10 protein-coding genes are annotated in these 13,040 nt (G+C 63.8%); 5 read left to right on the top strand and 5 right to left on the bottom strand.

Annotated features, from left to right (window positions below; all coding sequences use genetic code 11):
* Nucleotides 1-28: 28 nt before the first annotated feature.
* From ACNAOU_RS04875 to ACNAOU_RS04895, 5 genes are all read left to right on the top strand, one after another.
* Nucleotides 29-925 carry an NTP transferase domain-containing protein gene (locus ACNAOU_RS04875; protein WP_422758150.1) on the top strand — a complete coding sequence of 299 codons (897 nt, stop codon included), beginning with the start codon at nucleotides 29-31 and terminating at the stop codon, nucleotides 923-925.
* Nucleotides 922-2,265, top strand: a complete 1,344-nt coding sequence (locus ACNAOU_RS04880; RefSeq protein ID WP_039240020.1) for a molybdopterin molybdotransferase MoeA — start codon at nucleotides 922-924, stop codon at nucleotides 2,263-2,265. Before ACNAOU_RS04875 ends, ACNAOU_RS04880 begins: the two co-directional genes overlap by 4 nt.
* A gap of 30 nt (nucleotides 2,266-2,295) precedes the next feature.
* Nucleotides 2,296-4,602 (top strand): FdhF/YdeP family oxidoreductase, encoded by a 2,307-nt coding sequence (locus tag ACNAOU_RS04885; protein ID WP_416430162.1) that lies wholly within the window; start codon nucleotides 2,296-2,298, stop codon nucleotides 4,600-4,602.
* 1 nt (nucleotide 4,603) lies between these two features.
* Nucleotides 4,604-5,467 (top strand): formate dehydrogenase accessory sulfurtransferase FdhD, encoded by an 864-nt coding sequence (gene fdhD, locus ACNAOU_RS04890; RefSeq protein WP_018779580.1) that lies wholly within the window; start codon nucleotides 4,604-4,606, stop codon nucleotides 5,465-5,467.
* A gap of 173 nt (nucleotides 5,468-5,640) precedes the next feature.
* Complete coding sequence (locus tag ACNAOU_RS04895) at nucleotides 5,641-8,670, top strand: alpha-mannosidase (RefSeq protein WP_422758151.1); 3,030 nt, start codon at nucleotides 5,641-5,643, stop codon at nucleotides 8,668-8,670.
* A 48-nt stretch (nucleotides 8,671-8,718) separates the two neighbouring features.
* On the opposite strand, the gene ACNAOU_RS04900 is transcribed toward ACNAOU_RS04895, so the two are convergent.
* Genes ACNAOU_RS04900 through ACNAOU_RS04920 form a run of 5 tightly spaced genes read right to left on the bottom strand, consistent with a single transcriptional unit; the run spans nucleotide 8,719 to nucleotide 12,929 of the window.
* A complete protein-coding gene (locus ACNAOU_RS04900) occupies nucleotides 8,719-9,750 on the bottom strand; it encodes a hypothetical protein (protein WP_422758152.1) in 1,032 nt (343 codons plus the stop codon).
* Nucleotides 9,751-9,753: 3 nt separating this feature from the next.
* Entirely contained in the window at nucleotides 9,754-10,665 is a 912-nt protein-coding gene (locus ACNAOU_RS04905; protein ID WP_039240026.1) for a hypothetical protein, read from the bottom strand.
* Nucleotides 10,666-10,678: 13 nt separating this feature from the next.
* Complete coding sequence (locus tag ACNAOU_RS04910; protein WP_422758153.1) at nucleotides 10,679-11,467, bottom strand: amino acid ABC transporter ATP-binding protein; 789 nt, start codon at nucleotides 11,465-11,467, stop codon at nucleotides 10,679-10,681.
* On the bottom strand, nucleotides 11,454-12,113 hold the full coding sequence (locus ACNAOU_RS04915; RefSeq protein WP_018779585.1) for an amino acid ABC transporter permease: 660 nt from the start codon (nucleotides 12,111-12,113) through the stop codon (nucleotides 11,454-11,456). Before ACNAOU_RS04915 ends, ACNAOU_RS04910 begins: the two co-directional genes overlap by 14 nt.
* A complete protein-coding gene (locus tag ACNAOU_RS04920; protein WP_039240027.1) occupies nucleotides 12,114-12,929 on the bottom strand; it encodes an amino acid ABC transporter substrate-binding protein in 816 nt (271 codons plus the stop codon).
* Nucleotides 12,930-13,040: the final 111 nt, after the last annotated feature.

The following is a 13,040-nucleotide window of genomic DNA, read 5'->3' on the forward strand; positions in this document are numbered from 1 at the left end:
GCTCCCGCCGTCCGGGTACGCTGGGCGGATGGAGTTCAACGCCGTTGTTTTGGCGGGTGGCAGGGCCACCCGCCTCGGTGGCGTGCCCAAGCCCACGTTGAAGTACGACGGCGGCACCCTCCTTTCGCACGCACTGGAGGCTGCCCGGGCTGCTGCTGCCACAGTAGTGGTGGGTCCCGGCGAGCACGGAGTGCATTTGCCCGGATCCGTGCTGCTCGCGCGTGAGGAGCCGGCCTTCGCGGGCCCGGCAGCGGCGATCGCCGCAGGGTTGTCGGCGCTGGATACGGCCGGGATGAGATCCCCCTGGACACTGGTTTTGGCCTGCGATATGCCCAAGGCATCGCAGGGGATCGGCCGCCTGTTGGAAGTGCTCGCTGGGCACCCCGGGGTGGAAGGGGTCATGGCGGTATCCGGTGACGGGCGGAAGCAGCCGTTGTTGGGCATATACAGCACGGCCGCTCTGGACCGGGAGGTGGCCTCGGCCGTCCGGGGTTCCGGGTTAACGAACTCTTCAGTGTTCAAGCTGCTTGCTAGGCTGAACCTGCTGGACGTTGACGTCCCCGCGGGGTCCACAGACGACGTGGATACGTGGGAGGACGCCGCGGTGCTGGGTATTGACTACGAGTTGGAGGCGGACGTGAAGAGCCAGGAAGAAACGCTCGAGGACTGGTGCCGCATATTGCTGCAGGCGTTTGAGCTTGAGGGCGTGGAAATAGACATCTACGAGGTACTGGCCGTGGCAGGAGTGGCCGCGCATTCGGTGGTTCGCCCGGCCGCGCCGCTCACCACCTTCATTGCAGGCTTCGCGGCGGGAATGGCCCGTGGCATTGGCCAGGCCAGCGATGACGCCTCCATGAAAGCGGCCCTGGACCTGGCCCGCAAAATCGCCAAGGAGTACTCGGAGACCGGGACTGACGCCGAATGACGGAGGCCCCCGGCGAGGGCCACCACGCGGCACACACATGGCAGGAGGCCCGGCAGCGCGCGTTCGACGCCGCCACGCCCATACCCCCGGGGCCGGTTTCGCTGGCAAAAGCCCTTGGCCGTACCCTGGCCTCTGATGCCCTGGCTATCCAGGACATGCCCCACTATGCCTCCTCCGCGATGGATGGATGGGCAGTGAACGGCAGCGGCCCGTGGATCCTCAGTGAACCCGGTCAGCGTCTGGCGCCCCACCAAGCGAGCCCGATAGTCACCGGCGGACTCATTCCGCCCGGCGCCAAGGCCGTCTTGCGAAGCGAGAGCGGTATCATCACCACCGACGACGACGGCCTGCCGGTTCTCGCGCTTGGCGGCGCCGCCAAGCCGGGGGAGCCCCGCAACGGCCAGCACATCCGCAAGGCCGCAGAAGAAGCGGCCGAAGGTGACGTCCTTCTCAAGGCCGGAACACGCCTGAACCCCGCGCACATTGCCCTAGCGGCCCTTGCCGGCCTGGATCACGTGGATGTTCTGGGAAAGCCCTTGGTCCGCTTCCTCCTGACAGGCTCGGAAGTGGTGGAGCGCGGCATCCCGCAACCGGGTCAGGTCAGGGACACTTTCGGGCCACAATTAGGTGCAGTAGTGGAACTCCTGGGCGGAATCGCCGGCGAACAACTCCGGGTGGGTGACAGCTACGAGGAATGGATGGCCGCGCTTCAGGATACGGAGCCGGAACCAGGCGGACCGGACGCAGAAACAGAGCCGCCGGCCGACGTCGTCATCACGACCGGCGGGACCGGGCGCTCCGGAACGGACCACTTCCGGAGGGCCGTGGCCGAACTCGGCGGCCGCCTGCTGATCGATGGCATCGCGATGCGGCCAGGGCACCCGGCCGTTTTGGCGGAACTTCCTGATGGACGGTTCGTGGTGGGGCTGCCGGGCAACCCCTTGGCCGCGATGATGGCTCTCTTCACTGTCGGGGCGCCGTTGCTTGCAGCCCTCGGGCATGCCCGCCCGGCTGACGTGGGAGAGGTGCCGTGCGGCACCACCATCGATGCTGATCCGGGGCGAACGCGTCTGATGCCCTTCAGGCTGGTCTATGGCCTGGCGTCGCCGGCCCAGCACACAGGTCCGGGAATGATGCGGGGATTGGCCGGCGCTGACGGGGTCATGATTGTGCCTCCCCATGGAGTCCAGCTGGGGGAACTGGTCCCTGCTTTCCCTTTGCCCTGGGCGAAGCCGCTGCCCGCGCCGAAGCCGCCGGAGGACAAACCGCGGAAGACGCAGGCCCGGCCTCCGCGCAAGGCTCCCGCGGGTCCTGTCGATTGGAGCGGACTGGACGCCTGACCGCAGGATGCAAGATGCAATGATGGACCTATGAACAGGCACGCTCCCGAACAGGACATCAATGAAGATGACCTGCAAATCCATCCGCCCAAACGAGCCGCAGCAGGTGTCAAGGCCGTCACGGTCGCCCTCGAGCGCGGTTATGCCCAAGCCGGTGTAACCCGGACTGTCCGGTCCATGCTGCGGGTCAACCAGCATGACGGCTTCGATTGCCCCGGCTGTGCGTGGCCGGAATCGATCACCGGCAGGCGGAGCCCGGCAGAGTTCTGCGAGAATGGCGCCAAAGCCATCGCCGAGGAAAGCACCACCCGTACAGTCGGTGCCGGATTCTGGGCTGAACACCCGATTGCCGAACTGGAAGGCAAAACCGAGTACTGGCTGGGCAGCCAGGGCCGCATCGCCGAGCCTGTCGTCATCAGGCCGGGGGACACGCACTACTCACCGATCAGCTGGACCGATGCTTTCGCCTTGATCGGCGAACACATCAATGCCACCACCCCGGACAAGTGTGTGTTCTACACCTCCGGCAGGACAGCCAACGAGACCGCCTTCATGTACCAGCTGTTCGCACGAAGCCTGGGCACCAACAACCTGCCGGACTGCTCCAACATGTGCCATGAGTCCTCAGGCAGTGCGTTGAACCCCACCATCGGGATCGGCAAAGGCACTGTTTCGCTGGAGGATATCCACCACTCGGAGCTGGTGCTGGTAGTGGGCCAAAACCCGGGCACCAACCATCCGCGGATGCTGTCCGCCCTGCGGGACTGCAAGAACAACGGCGGCAAAGTGGTGGCCGTAAACCCGCTTCCCGAGGCCGGACTCCTGAATTTCAAGGACCCCCAGTCCCTCAACGGCGTGATCGGTGGCGGCACCACGATTGCCGATGAGTTCCTGCAGATCAAGGTCGGTGGCGACCTCGCGCTGTTCCAGGCCCTGGGCCATCTGCTCCTGGAGGAAGAGAAGCGCAACCCGGGCACCGTCGTCGACCATTCCTTTATCGAGAGCCAGACCGAAGGCTTTGACGCCTACCGGGAAGCGCGTTCCGTGCTGGACTGGGCTGAGACGGAACGGGCCACCGGACTCTCGCGCGCGGAGATCACCAAGGTTGCCGGGATGATGGCAGCTTCCAAGGCCACGGTCATTTGCTGGGCGCTCGGGCTGACCCAGCAGCCGCACTCGGTGGACACGCTGCGCGAGATCATCAACCTGCTCTTGCTGCAGGGCAACTTCGGCAAGCGCGGCGCTGGTGCTTGTCCGGTTCGTGGCCACTCCAACGTGCAGGGCGACCGCACCATGGGGATCTGGGAGAAACCCAAGGAATCCTTCCTGGCTGCCCTGGACCAGGAATTCGGCTTCCGCATGCCCCGGGACCACGGCTACGACTCCGTGGAAACACAGCACGCCCTGGAAAAGGGAGACGTGGACGTGTTCGTCTCCATGGGCGGGAACTTTGCCGCCGCCGGCTCGGACACGGCGGCGTTGGAGGAGGGCCTGAAGAGGGCCGGGCTGACCGTGCACATCTCCACCAAACCCAACCGCGCCCACATTGTCCATGGCCGGACGTCGCTGATCCTGCCGACACTGGGGCGGACCGACACGGACGACAAGCACCCCAAAGGCAAGCAGTTCCTTTCGGTGGAAGACTCCATGTCCGTCATCCATAAGACACAAGGCAGGCTGGAACCGGTCTCCGAACACCTGCTCAGCGAACCCGTGATCGTAGCCCGCATGGCCCAGGCCACCTTCGGTGACGACCACAGCGTGGACTGGCGGGCCATGGCCGAGGATTACGACGTGATCCGGGACCACATCTCGCGCGTCATACCTGGATTTGAGGACTTCAACGCAAGGGTCCGGACCAAGAACGGCTTCGTACTGCCGAACCCACCCCGTGATTCCCGCACCTTTGCCACGGATATCGGAAAGGGCCGGTTCTCCGTGCGGCCGCTGGAGTACCTTGAAGCGCCCGAAGGCCACCTGATCCTGCAAACCGTGCGCAGCCACGACCAGTACAACACCACGTTCTATGGCCTGGATGACCGTTACCGTGGCGTCTCGGATGGGCGGCGGGTGGTCCTGGTCCACCCGGACGACCTGACGGAGCTGGGTTTCAATGACCGTGATCTGGTGGATGTCATCTCCACCTTCGCCGGAACCGAGCGCCGGGCCGACAAGTTCCGGCTCATCGGTTACCCGACCGCCAGGGGATGCGCTGCGGCGTACTTCCCGGAAGCCAATGCCCTGGTGCACCGTGAGCTGGTGGCCCGGGAATCAAACACCCCCGGTTACAAGGCCATGACTGTGCGCTTTGTAAACCATGAGGAGAACGGATCCTGACGTGGGACGCGTGACGCAACGCCGCAAGGTGCACAAGTTCGTCCTGGACGGTTCGCCCCAGGCATTGGAGCATCCCGTCCGTTTCAAGGAAGATGTCCTGGCGGTGGAGGAGCCCCTGGAAATCCGGCTTGGAGACATGTCCTTCTCGGTGACCATGCGGACCCCGGGGGACGACTTTGACCTGGTGGCGGGCTTCCTGGTGTCGGAGGGCATTGTGTGGGAGCCTTCGCAGCTGATTTCCGAGCGTTTTTGTTCGGGGGAGGACGAGAACGGGGTTCAGACATTCAACGTCGTGGATGCCCAGCTCCGTCCTGACGTGGAGCGCCCTGACACGGGCAGGAACGTGTACACGTCCAGTTCGTGCGGCATTTGCGGCACGGACTCGATCGAGGCCGTCCGCAAGTCCTCCCGCCACAGCCCCAAGGAGGACGACGTCACCATCCCCGTGGCGGCGCTGGCCGCACTTCCGGACCGGCTCCGCGAGGCACAGGCGGTCTTTGACAAGACGGGCGGCGTCCACGCTGCCGGACTCTTCCGGATTCACGACGACGGCACCACCGAGCTGCTGTGCCTCCGGGAAGATGTCGGCCGGCATAATGCGGTGGACAAGGTGGTGGGCTGGGCACTGCGCGCCGGCAAGCTGCCCTTGCGCGGTACCGTGCTGCAGGTTTCCGGGCGGGCATCTTTTGAGCTGGTGCAGAAAGCTGCCATGGCCGGGATCCCCGTCCTGGCCGCGGTCAGCGCGCCCTCCAGCCTTGCTGCTGAACTTGCCGTGGAGTCCGGCATCACCTTGGTGGGCTTCAGCCGGGGATCGAGCCTGAACGTGTACGCCGGCCGGGACCGGATAGTCGGGCAGCCAGGTTAAAGCTGGTGGGTGCCTGGGGATAGTGTCCAATCACTTGGCTATTGTCCGCGAACGCCGTAGATTTTATCCATCGATTGGAAGCGCGGCGAAAACCATAAATGCCGTCCACGCCAAGCACGCCGGGGCCGGGTCACCAAGCCTGGCCGCCCAGCCAACGCCCAAAGGGGAAATAATTGCACGACGACCGCCGGATCACTGAACAGCGTCTCGACCGATTTGTTCGGGACCGCATTCTTCCGGCCATTTACGGCAGGGCGATACCGCTTGAACTCAGCAGCTGGGATGTACCCGGAGAACCGGTGCCGGCCGCAGAAGCGATGCGCCAACTGTTCACACCGCAGGAGCCCGGGGCGCCCTGGGGCAAGGCATGGAGCACCAAGTGGTTGCGTCTGCAGGGCGAGGTTCCGCCGGACTGGGGCATGTCCGATGCCACCGCTGTGGAGATCATCGTGGATCTGGGTTTCAACAGCGACGTCCCGGGTTTCCAGTGCGAAGGAACTGCCTGGCGTGCCGATGGAAGCATCATCAAAGCAATATCGCCCCGGAATTACCACGTTCCGCTGAAGCTGCTGGGTGGCGGACAATCCGTTGACTTCTATGTGGAAGCGGCGGCCAACCCGGATGTGGCGCAGGGCTGGTCCTTTGCCCCCACTCCGCTCGGGGACAAGGCCACTTCCGGCGACGAGCCGCGGTACCGCCTTGGCAGGATCGCAATCGCCGAGCTCAACGAGACCGTCTGGGAACTCAACCAGGACATCTGGACGCTCACCGGCCTGATGCATGAGCTGCCAATGGAGCTGCCCCGCCGCCACGAGATCCTGCGCGCCCTCGAACGCATGCTGGACATCATGGACCCGGACGACGTCGCTGGAACCGCCGCAGCCGGCCGTGAGGCCCTCAGGGAGGTGCTGGGCCGCCCCGCGTATGCCTCAGCCCACGAACTCATGGCGACGGGCCATGCACACATCGACTCAGCCTGGCTGTGGCCTGTCCGCGAAACCATCCGCAAGTGCGCCAGGACGTTCTCCAACGTGGTGGCGCTCATGGACGAAGATCCGGACTTTGTGTTCTCCTGCTCCTCGGCACAGCAGATGGCCTGGATCAAGGAATACTTCCCCGAGCTCTTTGTGCGCATCCGCGAGAAAGTGAAGGCCGGCCAGTTCATCCCCGTGGGTGGCATGTGGGTGGAATCGGACACCAATATGCCCGGCGGCGAGGCCATGGCGCGGCAGTTCGTGGAAGGCAAGAGCTTCTTCCTCAAGGAGTTCGACATCGAATGCCGGGAAGCCTGGCTCCCCGATTCCTTCGGCTATTCCGGCGCGATTCCGCAGATCGTCAAGGAAGCGGGATCCCGGTGGTTCCTCACGCAGAAGATTTCCTGGAACAAGGTCAACCGCATGCCGCATCACACCTTCTCCTGGGAAGGCATTGACGGCACCCGCTTGTTCACCCACTTCCCACCGGTGGACACCTACAACGCCGAGCTTCATGGCCGCGAGTTGGCGCACGCCGAGCGCAACTACCGTGAGCACGGCCGCGGCACCATGTCGCTGGTGCCCTTCGGATACGGCGACGGCGGTGGCGGACCCACGCGCGAAATGGTGGCTGCGGCACACCGCACGGAGAACCTGGAAGGCTCACCGAAGGTCCGGATGGGCACGGCCAAGGACTTCTTCACCAAAGCGGAAGCCGAGTACACCAACCTTCCCGTTTGGGTGGGGGAGATGTACCTGGAGATGCACCGAGGAACCTACACGAGCCAGGCCAAGACCAAGAAGGGCAACCGGCGCAGCGAACACCTCCTTCGCGAGGCTGAGCTGTGGTGCACCACGGCTGCTGTCCGGCTGGGCAACGAATACGAGTATCCCCGCGAGGAACTGAAGCGGCTGTGGCGGCTGGTTCTCCTCCAGCAATTCCATGACATCCTTCCCGGCAGCTCCATCGCGTGGGTCCATCAGGATGCCGAGCGGAATTATGAGGCCATTTCCCGCGATCTTGAACGGATCATCACCCACGCGGCCCAGGCGTTGGCAGGGCCGGGCACCGAGGAGTTCCTGCTCAACGCCGCTCCGCACCAGCGTCATGGCGTGCCCGCTCTTGGCATCGCGAAGATCAGCCAGGACGATTCCGTGGTTGAGGTGGACCAGTCCGGCGATGGTTTCGTATTGGATAACGGACTGATCCGGGTTGTGGTGGACGCAAACGGCCTCCTGACCTCTGTGGTGGACCATGCCAGCGGCAGGGAAGCCATCGCTCCGGGGCAGGCCGGCAATCTGCTCGAATTGTTCCGGGACACCCCCAATGAATGGGACGCCTGGGACATCGAGGAGTTCTACCGCCGCAACGTCACTCCGTTGACCCAGGCAGAAGGAATTGAGCTGGAGCGGACACCCAACGGAGCCGTCGTCGTGGTTAAGCGCGCGGTGGGCAGCTCATCCATCACCCAACGCCTGACGCTCGACGCCGGCGCCAGGTCGCTGGGGATCTCCACTACGGTGGACTGGCAGGAACGGGAGAAGATGCTGAAGATCGCCTTCCCCTTGGACGTCCGGGCGGACCGATCGGCTTCGGAGACCCAGTTCGGCCATGTCTTCCGGCCTACCCACACCAATACCTCGTGGGAAGCGGCGAAGTTCGAGATCTGCGCGCACCGTTGGATCCACGTGTCCGAACCCGGCTACGGCGTGGCCATCAGCAACGCTGCCAGCTACGGACACGACGTCACCAGGGCGGTCCGCGACGACGGCGGAACTACGACGACGGTCCGCACCTCGCTGCTGCGTTCGGCCCGTTTCCCGGATCCGGAAGCAGACAGGGGCGAGCACACGCTCGAGCTGTCCATCAGGCCCGGCGCCGCAATCGCCGACGCCGTGGAGGAGGGCTACCGCACCAATCTCCGTCCGCGGTTCGTTACCGGCGGACATGCGGTGGACCCAGTGGTTCTCGTATCCAACCCGGCAATCGTGGTCGAAGCCGTGAAGCTGGCTGAGGACGGTTCGGGTGATGTCATAGTGCGGCTCTACGAATCACTGGGGGAGCGGTCAGTTGCCCTGGTTAAGCCTGGCTTCGATGCCAGGCGAGCCACTGCCACGGACTTGCTGGAGCGCGCCACCGACGCCCCTGGCGTGACGGTGAAGGACGACTCCGCTGTCAGCCTGGCGCTGCGTCCGTTCCAGCTGGTCACGCTGCGTTTTTCCAGGTAAAAAGCGGTTGAGGGTCCTGCACAGAAGCGCAGGACCCTCAACGACTGCCTACTTGGTGGTCAACTCGACGTCGATCATGTCTTTGAGGATCTGCTCCCTGGCCGGGATCACCGCGTCGAAGTGCTTGATGTCGGCTGAGACCTCTTTGGAAAAGACATTCTCCACTGTGGAGGGCATCTCCTTCACTCCGGCCAGGTAGCGCTTGGCTGCAAAGTCGAACTCGGAGCGGTTTGTACGTATTTGGGCGTTAACTGCCTTGGCGTCATCGGCAATTTTCTGCACTTCCGCCTCCGGGGCGTTGCGTGCCTCAGCATCATCCGCCCTTTTGACGAGGTCGTCCTTGAGCCGGACAAACCCAGCGTAGTTTTCTTCGCCCTTGGCCGTAACTTCGGCGCGTTCCTGCAGCTCAGCTACCTTGTTGTCGAACGTCCGGGCGAACTCCACGTAGGCATTGTTCTTTGACTGCAACAGATCGCTTGCCGCCTTCCGGCAAGGCTCCGCGGCCTGGGCAAGCAGGGTTTGGCGTTCCCGGAGGGTGGATGCTTTCGAGCCGACGAACAGGCCGTTGCATCGGGCCGCGTCGTCATCGCGGAAGAGGCCCTCAAATTGCGGGTAGGACTCCACCAGGCCTTCCATGTAGTCAAAGTAGTCCTCGTGGGATTCGACCAGCTGGTGAACAGCGACGCCGACGGGAGTGTCGACGGAGTCATTCCCTGACTTCAGCTCCTGCAGGGCAGAGCGGGCGGACTTCGATGCCTGCTGGAATTCGTCCTTTTCCTTTTGGCTGTCCTTCACGGCCTGGTCCCGCGAGGCAGGGGCGTTCCGGGCCTTCTTGTAGGCGGCCAGGTACGCATTGGCTGCCGGCTGGACCTTGCCCCTGGCGTCGCCCAGTGCGTTGAGGCGGTCTCCCTTCAACGCGGAGAGGCTTTCGGCCTTTTGCTGTCCGGCGAAGTTGTTGACGGCCACAAGGGCGCCGACGGCGATCACCAGCACGGCAAGGACAATGCAGGTCACCAGGATGACGGGGCGGGGGCGTGAGCGGGCGGGTTCGGGGGTGACCCCGGGGTTCTCGTAGGTCATGGCCTATTTCCCCTCCTGGCCGGAGGCCTTGAACTGGTCCAGCCGGGATTTCAGGACACGTTCGAGCTCGGCATTGGCGGCATTTGCGTCGTCGACGAGTTTGGTTGAGCTGGCCTTCACGGCGTCCTCATACGTGGTGCGGACCTTGTTCAGTGCATCATTGATGTCGAGCAAGGCCACTCCCGCGGTGGTGCTTTTGGCGAGGCGTCCGAGGTCATCCGTCGCGTCCAGGACTTCCTGCTGCTTGTCGCGTTGTCCTTTGACGATGCCTTCGATCCCCTGCAGGAGTTGGACCGTGTCCGCATCTGCCTTGTCCTTGGCACCTGCCAAGGCCAGCAGGCAGGAATCGGCCGTCTTGACGTACGCCTGCGCATAGTCGCCACCGCTGACGTTCAGGTCCCTGTGGAGCGGGGCGCACGGTCCACCCACAGAACGGGTGATGTTGGCCGTATTGATGAGTCGTTGGTCGTTGTAGGCGATCACCGCTACGTATTGGTCCTTGAACCGCCGGAACGCCTCGGCAATCTCCGGCTCCTGCGCCACGGGAGAAGCGGCCATGGCGTCGAGCCTGCCGGTGTTGGCGGCCGACTCGCGTTTGATCACATCGCTTTCCCGGGTGAACACCTGCTCTTTTTCCTGATCGCCCTCTTCCTCGGCGACCACGTTGGTGTACCGTGCCGTGAACTCCTCAAGCAAGGGGTCGTAAAGGTTCATGGAGCGATCCACGATGCCCCGTTGCTTGTCCAGCCGCTCCACGTCCGCGCGCTGCACTCCGGTTGGCCGGAGAAAGGCGAACCAGGCGCCGAACCCCCCGGCGGCCAAGGCCAGGACCACCACGACAACAATGATGCCTGTACGCCGGGAATTGCTGCGCCCGGAGTCCTTGTTGGTCTCGTCCAAAGTCTGATCCCCCATATTTTTGAAAAGGCTAAACGTCGTGTTGAAGCCGCTTCACGAAGAGCTTGGTACGTTCCTGCCGTGGCGCCCGCAGTACCTCGGCGGCCGGGCCACGTTCGACCACGACTCCACCGTCCATGAAGATCACCTCGTCGGCAACGTGCTGGGCGAAGGCGAGTTCGTGCGTCACGATCACCATGGTCCAGCCTTCCTCGGCCAACTCCTTGATGACGCCCAGGACATCACCCACAAGCTCCGGGTCCAAGGCGGACGTGGGCTCGTCGAACAGCAGGAGCTGCGGCTTGAGGGCGAGGGCCCGGACGATGCCAACACGCTGCTGCTGGCCGCCGGAAAGCTCGAACGGATAGGCATCGCGCTTGTCCGCCAGGCCCACGCGTTCCAGGAGCCGCTCGGCCTCCGCGATGGCTTCCGCCTTCGGCCGCTTCTGCACCTGGACGGGCCCCTCGATGACGTTCTTGAGCACCGTCATGTGCGGGAACAGGTTGTAGTGCTGGAAAACCATGGCACTGCGGTCGCGGAGCGCTGCGATCTCCTTCTTGCCCACCTTGGCCCCGAAATCAATGGCCAGCCCGCTTGAGGCATCGCCGCTGCCGAAGGTGACCGTACCGGCGTCGGGAACTTCCAGGCCGTTGAGCGAACGCAGGACCGTGGTCTTACCGGAGCCGGAAGGCCCGATCAGGGCCACCACCTGGCCGCGGCGGATGGTGATATCGATGTCCTGCAATACTGTGTTGCTGCCGAAGGCCTTGGCGAGGTTCCTTGCCTCCAGGACCATGGATGACGGATCAGTGGGCGACATAGCGGTCCAATCTTCTTTCGACCGCGGACTGCGCCGTGGACAGAACCAGGCAGATCACCCAGTAGACCAGGGCTGCCTGCAGGTACAAGGCCATGAACTCCTGGCTGAAAGCGGCGATCTGCTGGGCGTTCCGGAACAGTTCGGTGACCAGGATCAGTGATGCGAGGGACGTGTCCTTCACCAGGGAAATGAAGGTGTTGGACAACGGTGGAACCGAGACCCGGGCAGCCTGCGGAAGGATGATCCGTACCAGCGTCTGCCGGTTGGACATGCCGATGGTGTGCCCGGCTTCCCATTGGCCCTTGGGCACGGAAAGGATGGCGGCGCGGATGATCTCGGCGGCGTAACCACCCACATTCAACGAAAACGCGATGATGGCACTGGGCCACGGATCAAGCCGCACACCGATGCTGGGCAGTCCGAAGAAGATCACGAACAGCTGCACCAGCAGGGGAGTGCCGCGGATGACCGAGACATAAAACCGGCCAATGCCGGACAACAACCGGTTGGGGCTCAGGCGCATCAGGGCCACTACCAAGGCCAGCAACAAGCCAAAGGCGAAGGAAGCCAGTGTCAGGGGGATGGTCCCTGTCACGGCGCCGGTGATGAGTGGTCCGAAGGAACTCCAGATGAGGTCCCAGTTCATCTATTTGGTGACGTCCGCGCCGAAGTACTTGTCCGAAATCTTCGCCAGGGTTCCGTCCGCGCGGAGGTCTTCAAGAGCCTTGTCCACGGCCTTGGTGAGCTCGCTGGAACCCTTGCGGAAGACGAAGGCACTCTCAGTCTTGTCCGGTGCTTCGGCTGCCACCTTCAAGCCGGAGTCGGGAGTGGTCTTGGCGTAGTCCAGGTAGGTGAGCTTGTCGTTCACCGTGGCGTCCACGCGACCCTGCTGGACCAGCGTGGCGGACTGGGCCCATCCTTCAACGGCCTGGACATTGGCGCCGGCTTCCACGGCCATCTTGTAGAAGTTGCTCGTGAGGGACTGGGCGGTGGTCTTGCCCTTGAGGTCGGCGAAGCTGTTGATGCTGGAGTTGTCCGACTTGGTGACCACTACGCCGGTGGAGATCGTGTACGGGGTGGAGAACTCGTACTTGGCCTTGCGGTCGTCGTTTATGGAGATCTGGTTTGCGATGGTATCGAAACGCTTGGAGTCGAGGCCTGCGAAGATGCCGTCGAACTGGGTCTCCTGGAAAGACGCCTTGACGCCGAGCTTCCCGGCGACGGCCTGCGCAATCTCGACGTCGAATCCGGTGAGGTCGCCGGCTCCCTCGGCGTGGAAGCTGAACGGGCGGTAGGTGCCCTCGGTGGCAATTACCAGTTCGCCCTTGGACTTCACGTCAGAGAGGGAGGTGTCCCCGCCGGACTGCGCCGGCGTTGAGCCACCACCGCACGCCGAAAGAGCGAGGGCAGCGGAAGCCAAGGTGGCGGCAAGGATGGAACGTCGGGTGCGGAGGCTGTTCATGGAGCCATCTTAGTCACCGGAGGGAACGGGCACGGCGGTGGACACCAGTGCCAGGTAAAGGTGCGTTAAAAAGGCTGAGTGGGGGCGGTCCCCAACAGCCCGCCACCACTC

The organism is Paenarthrobacter sp. C1 (assembly GCF_049315185.1).
GTDB classification, from domain to species: domain Bacteria; phylum Actinomycetota; class Actinomycetes; order Actinomycetales; family Micrococcaceae; genus Arthrobacter; species Arthrobacter nicotinovorans.